The organism is Rhodoplanes elegans, from assembly GCF_016653355.1.
Lineage (GTDB): Bacteria > Pseudomonadota > Alphaproteobacteria > Rhizobiales > Xanthobacteraceae > Rhodoplanes > Rhodoplanes elegans.
Genome location: NZ_NHSK01000114.1, coordinates 32,602 through 50,352 on the forward strand (window position 1 = coordinate 32,602; position 17,751 = coordinate 50,352).

Annotated in this window: 19 protein-coding genes and 1 pseudogene; 12 read left to right on the forward strand and 8 right to left on the reverse strand. The window is 68.6% G+C overall.

Annotated elements, in window-relative coordinates; translation table 11 throughout:
• Positions 1-5: 5 nt before the first annotated feature.
• On the reverse strand, positions 6-563 hold the full coding sequence (locus CCR97_RS15170; protein WP_111355596.1) for a hypothetical protein: 558 nt from the start codon (positions 561-563) through the stop codon (positions 6-8).
• 245 nt (positions 564-808) lie between these two features.
• On the opposite strand from CCR97_RS15170, the gene CCR97_RS32310 reads away from it, so the two are divergent.
• The 6 genes from CCR97_RS32310 to arsH all read left to right on the forward strand — a co-directional run bounded on the left by CCR97_RS32310 (position 809) and on the right by arsH (position 5,539).
• Positions 809-1,033: a hypothetical protein gene (locus CCR97_RS32310; RefSeq protein ID WP_338049087.1), complete on the forward strand. Its 225-nt coding sequence runs from the start codon at positions 809-811 to the stop codon at positions 1,031-1,033.
• Positions 1,034-1,093: 60 nt separating this feature from the next.
• Positions 1,094-1,939 (forward strand): sulfite exporter TauE/SafE family protein, encoded by an 846-nt coding sequence (locus CCR97_RS15180; protein ID WP_111355597.1) that lies wholly within the window; start codon positions 1,094-1,096, stop codon positions 1,937-1,939.
• 95 nt (positions 1,940-2,034) lie between these two features.
• On the forward strand, positions 2,035-2,367 hold the full coding sequence (locus tag CCR97_RS15185; protein WP_111355598.1) for an ArsR/SmtB family transcription factor: 333 nt from the start codon (positions 2,035-2,037) through the stop codon (positions 2,365-2,367).
• A 13-nt stretch (positions 2,368-2,380) separates the two neighbouring features.
• The gene (locus CCR97_RS15190; RefSeq protein ID WP_111355599.1) at positions 2,381-3,253 is read left to right on the forward strand and encodes an arsenite methyltransferase; all 873 of its coding nucleotides are present in this window, start codon (positions 2,381-2,383) and stop codon (positions 3,251-3,253) included.
• A 255-nt stretch (positions 3,254-3,508) separates the two neighbouring features.
• Entirely contained in the window at positions 3,509-4,732 is a 1,224-nt protein-coding gene (locus CCR97_RS15195; RefSeq protein WP_111355600.1) for an MFS transporter, read from the forward strand.
• Positions 4,733-4,765: 33 nt separating this feature from the next.
• The gene (arsH, locus tag CCR97_RS15200; RefSeq protein ID WP_111355601.1) at positions 4,766-5,539 is read left to right on the forward strand and encodes an arsenical resistance protein ArsH; all 774 of its coding nucleotides are present in this window, start codon (positions 4,766-4,768) and stop codon (positions 5,537-5,539) included.
• A gap of 212 nt (positions 5,540-5,751) precedes the next feature.
• Here the strand turns inward: arsH and CCR97_RS15205 are convergent, their stop codons facing one another.
• The 4 genes from CCR97_RS15205 to CCR97_RS15220 all read right to left on the reverse strand — a co-directional run bounded on the left by CCR97_RS15205 (position 5,752) and on the right by CCR97_RS15220 (position 9,964).
• Positions 5,752-6,939, reverse strand: a complete 1,188-nt coding sequence (locus CCR97_RS15205) for a thiolase family protein (RefSeq protein ID WP_111355602.1) — start codon at positions 6,937-6,939, stop codon at positions 5,752-5,754.
• A 205-nt stretch (positions 6,940-7,144) separates the two neighbouring features.
• The gene (locus CCR97_RS15210; protein WP_170145693.1) at positions 7,145-7,699 is read right to left on the reverse strand and encodes a response regulator; all 555 of its coding nucleotides are present in this window, start codon (positions 7,697-7,699) and stop codon (positions 7,145-7,147) included.
• Positions 7,680-9,134 (reverse strand): sensor histidine kinase, encoded by a 1,455-nt coding sequence (locus CCR97_RS15215; protein ID WP_111355604.1) that lies wholly within the window; start codon positions 9,132-9,134, stop codon positions 7,680-7,682. Before CCR97_RS15215 ends, CCR97_RS15210 begins: the two co-directional genes overlap by 20 nt.
• Entirely contained in the window at positions 9,134-9,964 is an 831-nt protein-coding gene (locus CCR97_RS15220; protein ID WP_111355605.1) for a substrate-binding domain-containing protein, read from the reverse strand. The genes CCR97_RS15215 and CCR97_RS15220 overlap by 1 nt, the downstream gene beginning before the upstream one ends.
• A 434-nt stretch (positions 9,965-10,398) precedes the next feature.
• Here CCR97_RS15220 and CCR97_RS15225 point away from each other — a divergent pair, with 434 nt between their 5' ends.
• Genes CCR97_RS15225 through CCR97_RS15250 form a run of 6 tightly spaced genes read left to right on the forward strand, consistent with a single transcriptional unit; the run spans position 10,399 to position 16,510 of the window.
• On the forward strand, positions 10,399-13,083 hold the full coding sequence (locus CCR97_RS15225; protein ID WP_201159619.1) for a molybdopterin-containing oxidoreductase family protein: 2,685 nt from the start codon (positions 10,399-10,401) through the stop codon (positions 13,081-13,083).
• Positions 13,084-13,097: 14 nt separating this feature from the next.
• Entirely contained in the window at positions 13,098-13,787 is a 690-nt protein-coding gene (locus tag CCR97_RS15230; protein WP_111355606.1) for a 4Fe-4S dicluster domain-containing protein, read from the forward strand.
• Positions 13,784-14,209: a hypothetical protein gene (locus tag CCR97_RS15235; RefSeq protein ID WP_111355607.1), complete on the forward strand. Its 426-nt coding sequence runs from the start codon at positions 13,784-13,786 to the stop codon at positions 14,207-14,209. The genes CCR97_RS15230 and CCR97_RS15235 overlap by 4 nt, the downstream gene beginning before the upstream one ends.
• Entirely contained in the window at positions 14,206-14,916 is a 711-nt protein-coding gene (locus CCR97_RS15240) for a TorD/DmsD family molecular chaperone (protein ID WP_111355608.1), read from the forward strand. The genes CCR97_RS15235 and CCR97_RS15240 overlap by 4 nt, the downstream gene beginning before the upstream one ends.
• The gene (locus CCR97_RS15245; RefSeq protein WP_170145694.1) at positions 14,913-15,899 is read left to right on the forward strand and encodes a cytochrome c3 family protein; all 987 of its coding nucleotides are present in this window, start codon (positions 14,913-14,915) and stop codon (positions 15,897-15,899) included. The genes CCR97_RS15240 and CCR97_RS15245 overlap by 4 nt, the downstream gene beginning before the upstream one ends.
• The gene (locus tag CCR97_RS15250) at positions 15,896-16,510 is read left to right on the forward strand and encodes a cytochrome b/b6 domain-containing protein (protein WP_111355610.1); all 615 of its coding nucleotides are present in this window, start codon (positions 15,896-15,898) and stop codon (positions 16,508-16,510) included. The genes CCR97_RS15245 and CCR97_RS15250 overlap by 4 nt, the downstream gene beginning before the upstream one ends.
• Before the next feature lie 45 nt (positions 16,511-16,555).
• Here CCR97_RS15250 and CCR97_RS15255 read toward each other — a convergent pair whose 3' ends face one another.
• From CCR97_RS15255 to CCR97_RS15265, 3 genes and pseudogenes are all read right to left on the reverse strand, one after another.
• A complete protein-coding gene (locus tag CCR97_RS15255) occupies positions 16,556-16,885 on the reverse strand; it encodes a hypothetical protein (protein ID WP_111355611.1) in 330 nt (109 codons plus the stop codon).
• 21 nt (positions 16,886-16,906) lie between these two features.
• On the reverse strand, positions 16,907-17,359 hold the full coding sequence (locus CCR97_RS15260; protein ID WP_201159620.1) for a hypothetical protein: 453 nt from the start codon (positions 17,357-17,359) through the stop codon (positions 16,907-16,909).
• A gap of 47 nt (positions 17,360-17,406) precedes the next feature.
• Positions 17,407-17,751, reverse strand: a pseudogene (locus CCR97_RS15265) (cytochrome ubiquinol oxidase subunit I); the annotation flags it as partial.

The following is a 17,751-nucleotide window of genomic DNA, read 5'->3' on the forward strand; positions in this document are numbered from 1 at the left end:
CAGCGCTACCGAGGACGAGGAACGCGGAGCACGACGTCCAGCGGCGCCGCGGGGCGGTCGTGGTCGGCCCAGGGGCGATACGATGCGGGTCGTCGATACAAGGCGAGAATGCCGATGACGACGAACACGGCGCCGAGCCCCACCTCGATCGCAAGGATCCAGCCCTCCGTGTCCTCTCCGGTCCACTCTGCGAGAGGCGTAATTTTCCGGAAAGCCTGCACGACCGCCGCCGCGGTGTTGAACCAGAGCGCAACCAGCGCGGCACCGACATAGGCCGGGCGCCAGGCCCCTTTGAGCTTCGCGCCGTAGAGCGCGATGCCCGCCAGGGTCAGCAGAGCGACCGACGCCACGCCGACCACATGCCGAATGCCGACCGCGTTCGCCGGATACAGGAACCCGGTGAGGCTGGTGAAGAGCGTGGCGGTCAGGAAAACGAATGTCGGGACGGCTACGCGAAGGCCCGCCGCCATTCCGATCATCGCAACGATCCCGGACAGAACCCCGGTCAGGCTGATGACCACATGAAGAGACGTAAACGTATCGATCGGCAGGCCGGCGATCATGTTTCTTCTCCCGGTCGGCTCGCGCGGAACGCGTCGCGAGGCAACTGGGTCGGCGTCGAGTGGTCAATACTATAAAATACGGAGATCATCACGAGACATGGTCGCATGACGGTCGGGCGCACCGTCGGGGAGGGGCCGAGGACACCGTCCTCGGCGCTCGCAAGACCGCCGCAGCCAACGTCGACAAGGTCGAGCCCACGCCGGCTTGGCCCCTTCACGATCTTCGCCGCACAGCGGCGACCGCGATGGCGGACCGGCTCGGTGTGCTGCCGCAATGTGCAGAAGCCGTGCCGGATCACGTCAGCGGCCATCGGGCGGGCCGTCGTAACGATACGCTCAGACGGTCAGAAACCGGTGCCAGTGCCGGCGATTTGCGCTTTACAGAATTTCACGCTTCGTTCCATTTTGCGCAGGAATTCCGTCCGTGGGACGAATGCCGTCTTGGTTTCGTGCCGTTTCGTATGATCTGAAACGCTCCAAGACTCGAGGGGCTCGAGTGACACGGCGCGAGACCGATCCGGAGCCTCCCAATGGCGGTGCATCCTGCGCCCGAACTCGTTCAGCCCGGCGTGGACACCGCCTTCTGTCGCGCCGACCGTCCGCGTCCGATCCCCGCCTTTGCCGGCGGCGCACTGATCGGCCTACTCGGCGGTCTGATCGGTCTCGGCGGCGCCGAGTTCCGGCTGCCGCTCCTCATCGGCCCGTTCCGGTTTCGCGCGCTCGAAGCCGTGATCCTCAACAAGGCGATGAGCCTCGTCGTGGTCGCCACCGCCCTGCCGTTCCGGGCCGGGACGGTGCCGTTCGCGACCGTCGCGGCGCACTGGCCGACGATCGCCAACCTGCTGGCCGGCAGCCTGCTCGGCGCGTGGCTGGGCGCTGGATGGGCGACGAAGCTCGGATCCCGCGGCCTCTACCGCGTCCTCGCCGTCCTTCTGATGTTGATCGCCATGGTGCTCGTCCTCGGGCACGGCACCACGGCCGCCGAGCCCTTGTTCACCGGAGCCTGGCAGATCGTCGCCGGGATCGCCGCGGGGTTCGCGATCGGCGTCGTCGCCTCGCTGATGGGGGTCGCGGGCGGCGAGCTTCTGATTCCGACGCTGGTCCTGCTGTTCGGGGCCGACATCAGGCTCGCCGGCAGCCTGTCGCTGGCCGTCAGCCTGCCGACCATGATCGTCGGCTTCACCCGCTACAGCCGCGACAGCGCCTTCGCGGTCGTCGCCCGGAACAGGAGCTTCGTGCTGGTCATGGCGATCGGGTCGATCGTCGGCACCTTCGTCGGCGGCCGGCTGCTCGGGATCGTGCCGGACCATGTCCTGCTGCCGATCCTGGCGCTGATCCTCGTCGTCTCGTCTGTGAAGGTCTGGCGGCATGGGTGACCGATCCGGGTGGGAGAAGGCTCGCGCAGGAAAACCCGGCGGCGGGATGGACTCTAAAATTCGATAATGATAGAAATACAGAAATAGGAGGTGCCATGCCGAACGACGCGGATGTTGTCCGCTTCGCCGACATGCTGGCTGCGATGGGGGCCGAGCCGCGTCTGCGGATCGTTCGGCTTCTCTTGTCCGCCCATCCGGAGGGGCTCGTCGTCGGCGAGATCGGCGAAAGCCTCGGCATCGCGCCGTCGACGCTCTCCCATCATCTCGAGAAGCTGAAGACGGAAGGCCTGGTGAAGGTGAGCCGCGAAGGAACGTTTCTGCGCTACACGGCCGATTCCGTCGCGCTCGGTGAACTGCTCGCCTTTCTCTATGCCGAATGCTGCACGCGCACCAAGGTCGTGCGTCCCGAGGACATCACCTGCTGCTGAGAGGAGGTCGGCCATGACCGGTCCGGACGTGAAGGACGTCGTGCGGGAGAAATACGCCCGGGCGGCCCTGCAGGTCGTCGACGGCGGCAGTGCCTGCTGTGGACCCTCGGGGCGCGACGGCTGCGATCCGATCACCACGGATCTGTACGATGCGGGGGACGCCGAGGGCGTTCCGGCCGAGGCGCTGCTGGCATCGCTCGGCTGCGGCAACCCGACGGCGCTCGCGGCGCTCGCCCCGGGCGAGACGGTGCTCGACCTCGGCTCCGGCGGAGGCATCGATGTGCTGCTGTCGGCGCGCCGGGTCGGGCCGACCGGCAAGGCCTATGGCCTCGACATGACCGACGAGATGCTGGCGCTCGCGCGCGACAACCAGCGCAAGGCGGGGCTCGACAATGTCGAGTTTCTGAAGGGCGAGATCGAGACGATCCCGCTGCCCGACGACACGGTCGACGTGATCATTTCGAACTGCGTGATCAACCTGTCGGGCGACAAGGACCGGGTTCTTCGCGAGGCGTTCCGCGTGCTGAAGCCCGGCGGCCGCTTCGCCGTGTCCGACGTGGTGACGCGCGGCGACATTCCGGCGGCGCTGCGCACCGACATGCTGTTGTGGGTCGGCTGCCTGGCCGGTGCGCTGGACGAGGGCGACTACGTGGCGAAGCTCGCCGCCGCCGGCTTCGTCGACATCGGCATCCAGCCCACTCGGGTCTACAAGGTCGAGGACGCGCACGACCTCCTGGTCGGCAAGGGCCACGACGTCGACGCCTTGGCGGCCGAGCTGGACGGCAAGTTCTTCGGCGCCTTCATCCGTGCCCGCAAGCCCGGCGGAGCCGAGAGCCCCGACGCCGGTGGCGGTGGGTGCTGCGCCACGTCGTGCTGCGACGGGTGACGCTACGGCTTCTCTCCTTCGACGGAACGCTTGTCTGCCCGCTCGTGGACCGGGCGAGCAGACAGTGCTGTCGAGCACGCACCCCGACCGGCAAGGGGAGGGAGGCGTTCGCAGTGCCGTCGGGCCCCGGACGGACGTGCGGCCCACCGTCGAAAGACGGGCGGTCCTCGACACCTGAAATCTCGATGCCCGCAGACATTGTCCAACGATGCCTCGACCATCGTCTTGCCGGTTCGGACTCGCGGGGATGGTGAGATGATCCGCGTCAAGCCGCTCATCACGCTCGTCTGCGCGGCCGAAATCGCCGGGATGGCCGCCTATGCCGGCTTCGTGGCGCAACTCCCGCTGCTGAGTGCGGCATGGGACCTCACGGCATCACACGCAGGTTGGGTCAGTGGCGCCTTCTATGCCGGTTACGGCTTGGCCGTGCCGATCCTGGTGACGCGGACCGACCGGACCGACCCGCTTCGCGTCTATCTGCCCTCGATGCTCGCCACGGCGGCCGGAGCGCTCGGTTTCGCCCTGCTGGCCGACGGTTTCTGGTCGGCTCTGCTTTTCCAGGTGATCATGGGGGCTGGTCTGGCCGGCACCTACATGCCGGGATTGCGCCTTCTGACCGACCGCCTGGACGGGGCGGCGCAGTCCCGTGCCGTCGCTCTCTACACCTCGAGCTACGCCATCGGCACCGGCTTCTCGTTCGCGATGATCGGCGTCCTGTCGACGTGGCTCGGCTGGCGCTGGGCTTTCGGCCTGGCTGCAATCGGTCCCGTGACGGCCGCCATCACGGTCGCCATGGTGTTTCGCGGGCAAGCGCGCCGGCGAACTGCCGCGCCGCAAGACCCTGGTCGGCAGCAGTTCGGTGCGGTGCTGCGTGACCGTGCCGTGATGGCCCGAGCCGTGGCCTACGGGGCGCACAACTTCGAGCTCTTCGGCCTGTGGTCCTGGGCGGTCGCCTTCCTGACCTTTGCCTACGCGCTGCGGCCCGGCGATCCGCTTCAGATCGAGCCGACGCTCGTCGCGGCGGTCCTGACTCTGCTCCTGCTGCCCGCGAGCGTCGGCGGCAACGAGCTCGCGTTGAGAATCGGCCGCCGCCGCTGGATCGTCAGCGTCATGATCGGCTCGGCCGCGCTCGCACCGGTCGTGGGCTTCGCGGCCGGCGAGGTCGTCTCGGCGGCGCTGATCGCACTCTGTCTCGTCTATGGCGTCGCAGTGGCGGCGGAATCGGGGGCTTTGACGTCCTCCGTGGTGGCCACCGGCGCTACCCGGCAGCGCGGCGCGATCATGGCCGTCTATTCGATGGTGGGGTTCGCCGGGGCCTTTGCCGGTCCTCTCGTCTTCGGCTGGGTGCTCGGCGGCGTCGGCGCCGGAACCGGAGCCGGATGGGGCGCCGCCTTCGCCGCCATGGGGCTTGGCGCGCTCGTCGGACCAGCGGTCTTGCTGCTCGTCGATCGCCGCGGCGGCGATCGGCCACGCTCATGAAACTCTCTCCCCAGCACTACCAGAAGGGGTCGAATGATGGACGATCTTCCGAGCGCGGCGGTCGAGCACCTCGACCTGCCGTCCTGGGGAAAGCTACAGCCGGCGCGGGCTTCGGCGCACCCTCCGCGAATTCTCCTGCTCTACGGGTCGTTGCGCGAGCACTCCTACAGTCGCTTGCTGACGCTCGAGGCCGAACGGCTCCTGAATCATTTGGGCGCGGAAACCCGCGTGTTCGACCCGCGTGGCCTGCCGCAGCCCGACACCGTGCCTCCGAGCCATCCGAAGGTTGCGGAGCTGCGCGAGCTGTCGATGTGGTCGGAAGGCCAAGTCTGGTGCTCGCCCGAGCGGCACGGGACGATAACGGGAATCTTCAAGAGCCAGATCGACTGGTTACCCCTCGAGGTGGGCGGGATACGGCCGACGCAAGGGCGAACGCTCGCCGTCATGCAGGTTTCAGGAGGGTCGCAGTCCTTCAATACGGTGAATGCGCTCCGTGTTCTCGGTCGGTGGATGCGGATGGTCACGATTCCCAACCAGTCGTCCGTACCGAAGGCGTTTCAGGAGTTCGACGACGCGGGGCGCATGAAGCCGTCGCCCCTCTACGACCGTGTCGTCGACGTGATGGAGGAGCTGGTGAAGTTCACGCTGCTGGTGCGCGACCGTTCGGACTACCTGACCGACCGGTACAGTGAGCGAAAGGCCGACGGGCCGAGAGACGCCAGCACCGACCTGAGCGCGATTGCGATCAGTCATGAAAGATCCGTCGAGCGGCCGGTCGGGCTGCCCGACATGAAGAACGCCGATTGATCGATCTCCGCCTCGCAGCGCGGATCGCAGCTGCTCCCGGACGCGGTGCGCGCCGTTCCCCTCGTGCTGCGATGGTCGACGCGGACGGCTCGTGTCCGGGAGCGGGCCGAGAGATCCGGCCGTCCGCGGTCGGCCGAGTGTTTCATACCGGCTCCCGCGTGGCGTGATCGGCGGCGCGAACCGGGCTCACCGGCTCGCGCCGCCGGGATCGGTCACCGCACGACTTCGAGGGCCAGCGCGATCCCCTGGCCGCCGCCGATGCACAGCGTGACGATGCCGCGGTCGAGCCCGTCGCGCGTCATGGAATGAAGCAGCCGCGTCGTCAGGATCGCGCCGGTCGCGCCGATCGGGTGCCCGTGCGCGATCGCGCCCCCTTCGACATTGACGATGTCCTCCGGCAGGCCGAGCTCGCGCAGCACGGCGAGCGTGATCGCCGTGAACGCCTCGTTGATCTCGATCCGCTCGACGGAGGCGATCGTCCAGCCGGCGCGGTCGAGGGCCTGGCGGACGGCCGGCACCGGCCCGATGCCGAACATGCCGGGATCCACCGCTCCGATGCCGAACGAGACGAGCCGGGCCATCGGCGTCAGCCCGATGCTCTCCGCGAATGCGCGGTCCGCCACGATCATGGCGCCGGCACCCGTGTTGAGGCCCGGCGCATTGCCGGCCGTGATCGTCCCGTCCTTGCGGAACGCAGGCTTGAGCTTCGCGAGCGACTCCAGCGTCGTGTCCGGCCGGTTGTGCTCGTCCCTCGCGAACAGCTCCGGCCCCTTGCGGCCCCGGATCTCGACCGGGACGATCTCGGCGTCGAACCGGCCGGCGGCCTGGGCCGCGGAGAACCGCGTCTGTGAGCGTTCCGCCCAGCGGTCCTGATCGGCCCGGCTGACCCCGAACTTCTCGACCAGATCCTCGGTGTGCCACCCGGCGTGCTGATCGGAGAAGGCATCGTTGAGGCCGTCCCGCAGCATGGCGTCGAAGATCGGGGCGTCGCCCATGCGATAGCCCCACCGGGCACCAGTCATGAGGTAGGGGGCCGTGTCCATGTTCTCCATTCCGCCGGCGACCTCGGCCTTGGCGAGCCCGAGCCAGATGTCCTGGGCAACCGAGGCGATGGCCTGAGCGCCGGAGCCGCAGACGCGGTTCACGGTCATGGCAGGGGCTCCGACCGGCACGCCGCCGGCGACGGCCGCCTGGCGTGCGGGGTTCATCTTGTTCCCGGCCTGAATGACGTTGCCGAAAACGACTCCCTCGATTCGTGCGGGATCGACGGTCGACCGCCGGAGCGTCTCCCGGATGACGATCGCTCCCAATTGCACCGCAGGGATCGCCTTCAGCGAGCCATTGTAAGTCCCGATCGCCGTACGAACGGGCGCACAGATGACAGCTTCAGGCTTCGACATGGCAGCATCCTCGTCTCGTCCTTCCCGTGCCCAGCCGACCGCGACGGCGCGAAAGCGCATTGATGTGGGTCACAATCGCGGCCCCGTCTCGGAGACCTCGTGACGCGCCGCGTCGGCGAGAGGGGCCATCGGGGCCGGGTCTGCCGTCGTCCCCGACCGTCGGCCACGCGCGACGTGATCGAGATCGACCACGGGCCATCGCGCGTCAGCGTTCGATCCGATAGCGGCGCATCTTCTCCCACAGGCTCTTTCGCGAGATGCCGAGCCCCTGCGCCGTCTTCGTGACGGCCCAGTCGTTGCGGGCGAGGGCGTCGACGATGGCGGCGCGCTCCGCCTCCTCGAGGCTGCTCCGCAGGCTGCGGTCGTCGCCGGGCTCGGGGCTGCGGACCGTGACACGCACCAGATCGACGAGATCGTCGAGGTCGAACGGCTTCTCCAGATAGTCGAGCGCGCCGGCCTTCACCAGGCGCACCGCGTCGGCGACCGATCCGAACGCCGTCATGACCACTACCGGCACGCCGGGAAGGGTGGTGCGGCACAAGTCGAACAGCTCGGCCCCGCTGCCGTCGGGCAGCCGCACGTCGGTGATCACGAGGCACGGTTTCGGGCCGAGTTCGAGCTCGCGGCGCGTCCGGTCGATCGTCGCCGCCGAGACGACCGTAAATCCCTCCAGCCGGAAGCGGTCCTCCAGCGACACGCGCATGATCTCGTCGTCCTCGACGATCAGGATCGGATGAGGATCAGGCTGGCTGCGCGACAAGGTCGGTCTCCCGGGGAATGCGGATGCGGAACGTGGTGCCGCGGTCGAGGGCGCTGTCGACATCGATGCTGCCGCCCATCGAGCGGACGAGCCGGAGCACGATCCATAGGCCGAGGCCGGTGCCGTTCGGCCGGCTGGTGAAGAACGGGTCGAAGATGCGCTGCGTGTTCCCCGGCGCGATGCCGTGCCCCGTGTCCGTCACCTCGAACCAGAGATCGGTCGGCTCGCCCCAGAACCGGCACGACAGGCGGCCGCCCTCGGGCATCGCGTCGACCGCGTTGCGCATCAGGTTGAGCAGCACCTGCTGCATCTTGGGCCGGTTCAGGAGGTCGCCCGGCTGGAGGCCGTTGTCCCAGGCGAGCGCGATGCGGGCCGGATCGATCTCGGCCGCGACGAGATCGCGGATGTCCTCGAGGCAGGACGGATCGGCCGGCTCCCGCGCGTCCTCGACGCGCAGCTCGATCAGCAGATCCTTGACCAGGGCGCCGATGCGCCGCAGCCCCTTCTCGATCAGGGGCAGGTATCGCGCCACCAGCTCCGGGTCGTTCGCCTTGGCCCGCAGCGTGCTGAGGCAGTTCAGCATGCCGGCGAGCGGATTGTTGACCTCGTGGGCGACGCCGGCGGCGATGCGCCCGAGCGCGATCACCTTCTCGTTGGCGGCCAGCTCGGCCGCGAGCCGCCGCTTCTCGTCGAGCTCGACCGCCATGCGGTTGAAGCTGTCGACGAGCTGGCCGATCTCGTCGCGTCGCGATACCGGGAGTAGCGTCACCTCGCCGCGACCGATCCGCTCCATCGATTGCGCCAGGCTTCGCAGCGGGCGAACGGCGCGGACCGACCAGGCTGCCCCGATCAGACTGCCGACCAGGGTCATGCCGAGCGTGAGCAGTAGCACCATGATACTTGCGCTGCGCGTCGTGCGGTCGAGCTCCTGAGTCGAGAGCTGGACCCGGACGATCCCGATGGTGCGCCCTCCCGTCTGGACGGGCGCGACGCCCTCGACGAAGCCATCGCCGTCGAGCACGCCGGGCGCCGTCATGCCGAGGGCCGCCTGCATCAGACGGTGCTCGGCGGAGTTTTCGCGCGCCGCCGGCAGTCCGATCGGGAACGCGGCGGGGTCGAGATGCGATAGCACGAGGCCCGCCGGATCGAGCACCATGGCGGCCACGGTCGCCGCCTCGCCGCCGCGCTCGGTGCCCTGCGTGATCTGCCGGAGCACCTTGTAGAGCGTCCAGGTGTCGCCGCGCAGCAGCAGCTCCGGCGTCGTGACGGCGACCGCGCGGGCGAGCAGCAGCGCCTTGCCTTCGAGCTCGTCGCGCAGCCGGCTGCGGTCCTGATAGACCATGGCCGCCCCGATCGTCGCCGCGACGGTCGCGACCACGAGACTGAGGACGAGCGGCAGCTTGACGGAGAGGCTCGGGGACGGCGGAAGGCGCATCAACGGCGATCGATGTTCCGGCCGACCCCGTCGTAGAGGGCGGGATCGGCCGTGGTGAAGCGGTCGAGCATCAGCTCGGCCAAAAGGCGGCGGCCGTCCGGGTCGCTGTCCATGGTCAGGAGAGCGGTCGCCATCCGCTCGCGGAGCGCCGGCTCGACGCCCACCCGGTAGACCAGCGGCGGAAAGCCGTAGGCCTCCGACTGCGCGACGATCCGGGTGTCGTTGGTCAGCGGCGATCCGTGCCGCGCCAGGAACTCCCAGACGTAGGAATCGACGGCGGCCCCGTCGGCCAGGCGGGCGGCGACGGCCTCGATTTGCTCGGTGTGGCCGTAGGTGAAGAAGGTGTGGCGGAAGAAGCTGTCGGGATTGCGCCCGAGCTCGTGAATCTGCCGGCGCGGTACGGCGTAGCCGGTATTGGAGTCCGGATCCGAGTAGGCGAAGACGCGCTTCTCCAGCTCCGCCATGGTCTGCACCGGGCTCGACCGGTGCACGATCAAATAAGATCGGTACAGCGGCTCGCCGCGGAACACCGGCACGGCGAGGAGGCCGAAGCGTCGGGAGTCGCGGTACTTGGCGTAGGGCAGGCTGCAGATCCAGGCGAAGTCGTGCTCGCCGTTCTCGATCAGCTCCATCGCCTCGCGATACGAGCGGCGCTGGACGATCTGGACGGTGCGGCCGACCTTGCGACCGAGATACGCGGCGAGACGATCGTAGAGATCCAGATGCTCTCGCACGACCGCCGCCGTGAGGCCGAAGCGAATCGGCGGGTCGGCGCGCGCGGGGGCGACGCACAGCGTCGCGAAGAGCAGCGAGATCAGGAACCGACGCATGTGTCCCTCCTGCGTAACGCGACGTCCAGGACGTTACCGGAGCGTAACGCGAGCGCGGCGGCGTTACGCCGCGGTGCCGCTCCGGCGGCTGGCGACGGTGGACGTTACCAAATTGGAACAATGACTTATTGAGTTATCTCAAGGCGTTCAAAAGTACGGCGCCTATGCTCCGCGACACTGGTTCCCACCGCGTGACTCCCATGTGCAGCCATCGCCGCCGTCCGTCTGCAACGGGATCTGACAGTCCAGATCGTGTCTCGGCGCGAACCGGCGCAGCGCTTCTGCCGTGGAGGCCCGGTCCCTGAAGGCCGTCTCCGGCCGGAGACGGATTCCGCACCTTACCCCCGATCCCAACAGCTCATTCAGCGCGGTCTCGGCCGCGCCCGCGAACCCGTGTGCCGCGCCCATGGCCGGATCGTCGAGAGGATATGCCCATGACAGCGTCGTCTGCGCCGCTCACCCACACCCTCGCGACGGACGCCACTCCCGATGTCGGGGTGCATGGCGAGTCCGGGAGCGCGTCGCGACGTGACGTTCTGAAGGGCTTCGCGTCGCTCGCCGCGCTGGCGACCGCGACCGGCGTGGCGCCGATGCTCACGCCGCTCCGGCCCGCTGCAGCGCAGGGCGCCGCGACACCGGGTGCCGCCGCGCCGGCCGCCGCGGCCGAGACCATCAAGAGCATCTGCGTGCACTGCGTGAACTTCTGCGGCATCGAGGTGAAGAAGGTCGGCGGCGTGATCCGCTCGATCGGCACCGATCCGGCGCGCCGCGACGTGTTCAATCACGGCATCTGTCCGAAGGGCGTCGCCGGCGCCTTCCAGATGTACAACCCCTATCGCGTCAAGACGCCGCTCAAGCGCACCAATCCGAAGAAGGGCCTCGATCAGGATCCGAAGTGGGTCGAGATCTCCTGGGAGGAGGCGTTCACGACCATCACGGAACGGATGGCGCGGATCAAGGCGACGAACCCGTCCAAGCTGATCTGGCAGCACGGCCACGGGAAGTATCTCATCGGCGACAACTTCCCGCTCGCCTTCGGCAAGGCCTTCGGCACGCCGAACATCATCCATCGCACGACGACCTGCGAATCCGCCCGTCACGTCGCCGACGACATCACCTGGGGCTATCACGGCTTCCTGCCGGACATCGAGCACTGCAATCTGTTCGTGGTGTTCGGCTCGAACTATTTCGAGGCCGAGCAGTTCGCGCGCTGGATGGATCACGCCGTGACCGACGCGCGCGAGCGTGGCATGAAGGTGGTGGTGGTCGAGCCGCGGCTCTCGCATGTCGGCGCCAAGGCCGACATGTGGATCCCGGTGCGCCCCGGCAAGGACGTCGCGATCGTGCTCGCACTGTCCAGGCTGCTGATCGAGGCCGGACAGATCGACACCGACTTCCTGGTGACCTACACGAACGCGCCGCAGCTCGTCGGTGCCGACGGTCGCATCCTGCGAGCCGGCGACAAGCCGCTGGTGTGGGACACGGCGAGCAAGAGCGCAAAGCCGTTCGAGGCCGGCGTCGTGCCGGCGCTGCGCGGCAGCTTCACGGTCGACGGCAAGCCGGTGAAGACCGCGTTCGACGTCTTCGCCGAGAGCCTCGGCGAGATGACGCCGGAGGCGGCCGGCGAGATCGCCGGCGTGCCGGCCGAGACGATCCGCGAACTCGCCACGATGATCGGCCGCGAGGCCCGCATCGGCACGACCACGAAGGTGGGCGATCTCACGCACCGCTACCGCCCCGTGATGATCCACACCTGGCGCGGCATGACGGCGCGCGAGTTCGGCGTGCAGAACTGGCGCTCGGGCCTGATCCTGCAGATGCTGATCGGCAATCCGGACGCGGTCGGCGGCATGATCCTCGGGCCGGTCGGCCGCAGCCCGGCCTACATGGCGCCGGCCTACTGCGAGTATCCGCCCAAGCGCGTCGACCTCGCCAAGAGCGTCTACTTCCCCAACGGCCATCACGACGTCTGCCAGCAGGTCGCGCTGACGGTGCTGGATCCGAAGGCCTATGGTCTGCCCTACGAGCCGGAGATGCAGATCTTCTACGCCACCAACCGGCCGGTCTCGACCTCCGACACGACGACGCAGTTCAAGTCGATGGAGAAGACGTTCAACGTCACCATCGAGATCAACATGACCGAGACGGCGTGGATGTCCGACATCGTGCTGCCGGATCTCGGGTTCCTGGAGTCCTGGCACTTCGCGCCGACGCGGTCGCATCCGTTCGCCAGCAACACCGGCATCCGGCAACCGATCGTCAACCCCTACAATCTCCAGCACGACGGCTTCACGATCCTGTGGGAGCTGTCGAAGCGGCTCGGCATCCGCGACGCCTATGTGGATGCGATCAACGAGCGATGGGGCCTGAAGACCCACAAGTTCGAGAAGGGACGCGAGTACACCCCGCGCGAGGCGGTCGAGACCATCTGGCTGAACGCCACCGGCGGCAAGTCCTTCGACATCGCCGTCAAGGACGGCTTCGTGGCGTCGAAGAAGACGCCGCAGCGGGTCTACATGTCCGGCGTCGAGGACAAGTTCAAGGGGCCGGGCAAGCCGAAGATGCAGCTCTACGCCGACTCCATGGCCGGCACGTTCGAGAAGGTGAAGCAGACGGTCGAGAAGAACGGGATCAGGAACATCGACGTCGCCCAGTACCAGATCGCCTACGCGCCGATTCCGCGCAAGGAGCACGCCTTCCCGACGCCCCACCGGGAGGCCGCCGACATGCCCTTCTACCTGATCACGTTCAAGAGCATGTACCGGAACCAGATGGCGTGCAGCAACACCAACCCGATCCTCAACTTCGCCCTCGGCAAGGACACCCAGGAGAACCGGGTGCTGATCAACACGACGGCGGCGCGCAAGCTCGGTCTCGTCGATGGTGACGAGGTGATCGTCGAGACACGGGTCGGCAAGGTCACGGGCCGCTGCAAGTTCACCGAAGGAATCCGGCCCGACACGGTCGGCATCTCCTACCACTACGGCCAGACGCTGCCGAGCTACCCGGCCTACGCCCGCAAGGGAATCGACGTGAACCGCGTGCTCGAGCTCCACCCGGACAGGATCTCCGGGATGAACTCGTTCAACGACACCAAGTGCCGCATCACCAAGGCCTGAGAGGAGCCCCGATCATGAAGCTCGTTCGCGTGATCGACACCAAGCGGTGCATGGGCTGCCGGGCCTGCGTCGCGGCGTGTGCGGTCGAGAACAATTTCACGCCGGACTCGCCGTGGAACGTGATGGTGGAGTCCGAAGGCGGCACGTTCCCGAACGTCTACCGCACCTTCGTCACCATGAACTGCATGCATTGCGAGAACGCCCCGTGCAAGCTCGCCTGCGACAAGGCGGGCTTCAAGGCGATCACCAAGAACGAGCTCGGCGTCGTTCTGATCGACTACGACAAATGCACGGGCTGCGGCTACTGCGCGGCGGTCTGTCCCTACGGCGTGCCGCAGATCAACGGGGCGAAGCTCGCGACCCTCTATCCCGGCGAGGCGCCGACCCCGGTCGAGGCGGTGCCGGCGGCGGAGCGGCACTGGACCCACCGCAAGCAGGCCGGCAAGGCCGAGAAGTGCACGTTCTGCTGGCACAAGCTGGAGAAGGCCGTGGCCGACGGCAAGACCGACCGTATCGGCAAGGACGCGCAATACACGCCCGCCTGCGATCTCGTCTGCCCGGTCGACGCCCGCGCCTTCGGCGACGTCGACGATCCCACCTCCAAGGTCGCCAGGCAGATCGGCACCAAGAAGGCGGCCCAGCTCAAGCGTGAATACGGGGCCGGTCCGCAGGTCTACTACGTGCTGGAAGGAGGCGAGCGATGAAGCCGCTGTTCCCGCTGCTGCTCGCCGCCGCGCTGTGCATCGCGCCGGCGCTCGCCCAGCAGCCCACCGTCGCCAAGGATCCGGTCACCAAGGCTCCGGCCGCCAAGGATGCGGCCGGCCCCGAGAAGCCGGTCGGCGCCGGCATCCTCTCTGATCTCATCCGCGAGGGCGACGTCTCGCCGGGCGACAAGTACAACCTCGAGGTCGGCAGCCGCTTCCACCGGATCCACACGCGCTTCATGGCGATCCAGTGCGTGACCTGCCATTCGGGCGTGAAGTTCCCCGACAACATCCAGTATCTGCGCAAGGAGGAGTTCCCGCTCGCCGCCTATCCGGGCGCGGTCGATCGCGGCACCTGCATGGGCTGCCATCGCGGCGAGGGTGCGCTGGCGACGCCGTTCTACGGGATCGCCAAGCAATGACCCCGCATCCCGATCCGCTTCCGGCCGCGATGCGCAGCAGCGTCTACGGCCTGCTCGCGGGGCTCTGGGGCAGACCCCTGTCGGCCGAGACGATCGCGCGGCTGACGCGCGACGCGGCGCGCGACGAAGCCGGCGGGCTCGCGGCGGAGCTGCTCGCGCCGCTGCGCGACGGCGCGCCGGACATCGCCCTGCGACTCGGTGTCGAGCACACCCGCCTGTTCGGCGGCCTGCAGGAGGGCTACGGCCCGCCGCCGCCCTACGAGTCGGTGTGGCGTGACGATCCCGCGGTCGGCACCGTCGCGGCGGCGGTCGCGGAGGCCTATCGGGCGGCCGGCTACGACGAGCGGGGCTTCGCCGGTCCGTGCGACCAGCTCGCTGAGGAGCTGCGCTTCGTCGCGGCGCTGTGTGCCGCCGAGGACGCCGCCGCGCGCGACGGGGCGGACGAGGATCTCGCCGCCGCCCGCGACCATCGGCGACGGTTCCTCGACCGGCATCTGATGGTCTGGGTGCCGGGCTATTGCCACGCGCTCGCCGCGCAGGCGCGCGAGCCGCTCTACGCCGCGCTGGCGCGCGTGACCGCGCAGATCCTCCACGAGGACTCCTTGGGGTTGGCGCTGTCCGTCGAACGGGCCGGGGATGCTCCGGCATTCGGCCGCGCTCCGGCCGCGGGCACGGTTCCCGGAGATGGACCATGTCGCATGCAATGACACGATGGCTCTTCGGCGCGGCCGTGATGGCGGTCGCCGCCACCCTGACGGGTCCGGCTTCGGCGCAGACCAAGGGCCTGCCGTCCGCCGATCCCGAGACCGCAGCGATGGTGCGGCGGCAGAACGCGGAATGCACGGCCTGCCACAGCGAGGCGGGCCTGCGGGCGCTGCCGCGCCACGACATGGACGTCAAGAAGCTGTCCGGCCTCCTGGTCGACATCGCCAAGTTCGACACGTCGATCCATGCCGGCATGGCGTGCCGCACCTGCCACACCGGCGGCTATCGCGAGTACCCGCATGTCGGCGCGGCGAGCGGCAAGGCGGAGACGCTGCCCTGCGCCGAATGCCATGCCCAGAAGACCTTCCGGATCGAGCCGCAGGTCGCGCGCAGCGTCCACGCCAAGAACCTGAAGGACACGTTCACCTGCTCGAGCTGCCACGACTCGCACGTCTACCAGACCGCCGCACGGCTCCGCGATCCCGCCCTGATCGTGAAGCAGGACAACGCGATGTGCATCGGCTGCCACGGCTCGGACGAAAAGTTCGCGGCCGCGGCACGTCCGTTGCCGGTGCCGAAGAAGCGGCCCGATCTCGATGCGATCCACGCCTGGCTGCCCAACACGCAGCGGCACTGGGCGGCGGTGCGCTGCGTCGAGTGCCACACGCCGGCCTCCACGACGCGCAGTCTCGGCCTGTCGCACGAGGTGCTCAACAAGGACCGGGCCGAGCAGAACTGCGTCACCTGCCACACCAAGGACACTGCCTTGCGCACGCGGCTCTATCGCTGGCAGGCGGAGACCGAAGGGGCGCGGCTCGGCTTCGTCAACAGCGCCATCATCGGGCAGGCCTATGTGATCGGTGCCACCCGCAACACCTATTTCGACTACATCGGCATCGCCCTGGTGGTGCTCGCGCTCGGCGGGGTCGCCCTGCACGGCCTCGGCCGCGTGGTGGCGGGGCTGGGACGGGGAGGCAGCAAATGAGCGAGCGCATCTTCATCCTGCCGCTGTGGATCCGGCTCTGGCACTGGAGCAACGCGGTGCTGATGCTGGTCCTGACCGTCACCGGCGTCAGCCTACATTTCGCCTCGCCGGACGCGCCGCTCGTGCCGTTCCGGCTCTCCGTGATGCTGCACAACAATGCCGGGCTCGCCGTGGCCGGCCTCTACGTGGTCTTCGTCCTCGCCAACATCGTCTCGGGCAACTGGTGGCAGTACGTGCCCAAGCCGGACGGCTTCTTCGAGCGCTGCTGGCGGCAGACCAGGTTCTACGCCTACGGCATCTTCCGCGGCGAGCATCATCCCTATCCGCCGACCCTCGAAGCGAACTTCAACGCGCTGCAGCAGATCATCTACTGGGTGGTGATGTATCTCTTGATGCCGCTCCTGATCGTCAGCGGCCTCGTCTTCATGTGGCCCGACCTCGCGCCCAAGAGTGCCTTCGGGGTCGATGGACTGCTGCCCGTTGCGGTGCTGCACTACATGGTCGGTGCCATGATCGTCGCCTTCATGGTGGCGCACATCTATCTCGGCACCACCGGGACGCGGGTGAGCAGCCTGTTCAAGATGATGGTGACGGGCTGGCACGAGGAGTGACGCGAAGGCGCCGAGACCGCGATCGATCTCGGCGCCGACGTCGCGTCAGGTGCGGTACTCCGCCGACTTGAAGCTGAGCCGGCGCGCCGCCGCCCGGCCGGCCGACATTGCCGGTGGCGAGCGCGCTTTCCGCCAGCCTTCGGCTCGGCGATCCACTGTGCCGCCTTGACGATGTCCTCGGGCCTCAGGCCGGTGATGCGCGCCGCCATCGTCGATGGTGGTGTGGTTGGCCGCGACCGCGGCGGTGAAGTCGGCCAGCGGATCGGCCGTGTCGACGCTGCCGCCACCCGGGCGCGAGATCAGCGCCGGGCCCTGCGCTGCCGCGAGCGTGCTCGCCGCGATGAAGTCGCGGTCGATCCAGCCGTTGTCGGCCACGTAGGTGAGGAGTGCGTCTCGCTAGGCCGAGCGAGGATTGTCGCGCGGCGCGATTGCCGGGCGCGACGGCTGGCGCAATATGCCGGATGCTTGCTCGGCGGACGTCTCCTGCGCTGCCGTCCGCGCACCGAGGCCTGCGTCGTACTGATCGCACATCGTCGTCGCGACGATCGGGGCGCCGGTCCACAGGGTCGCGACCAGCGCCGCCGTGCCGGCGCCGACTGCGACGCGGCGGACGAAGGTCGCAGTTCCACCCGGACCGCCCGGCCGCCGGCGCCACGTGTAGATGACGAGCGCGACCAGCGCACCGAGATGCGCGATCCACAGCAGCACGAGGAGCGCGCGCAAGAGGCTCGTTCCGGCCACCGTCGTGCGCTCCCATCCGGCCGCGCAGCCGATCGACGACGCGGCGTAGAGGAGGACAAAGGCCGAGCTCCAGATCACGAAGCCGGCGACCAGGAGCAGGAGCGTCACCGCTCTGTCGGTCCGCGTCTTCGTCTCCGGTCTGGGCGCCTGCGAAGTCATCGCGCGATCCACGGCAGGCCGAAGGCCAGCCCCAGCGTGGCGAGGCCGATCGCGGCCGTCGCGGCGTGCCACAGGCTGCCGATGCGCAGATCGAGCCGGCGCGCAACGGAGACGTAGCCGGCGCGGCTCCGCCACAGCCCATAGGCCGCGAGAACGATGCCGATCGCCGCGTGCAGGGCCGCATAGATCAGCACCACCAGGGTGCTCGCCGCATAGGCGTGCGCGGTCGGCGCCGGCACGGCGGCGATGATCGCACCGAAGCCGGCGAGCGCGAGGGCGTGCCCCAGCGCTGAGACGAGGAGCGCGGCCTCGCGCGGCCGCGGCGCCGCCGCGATCGCCGG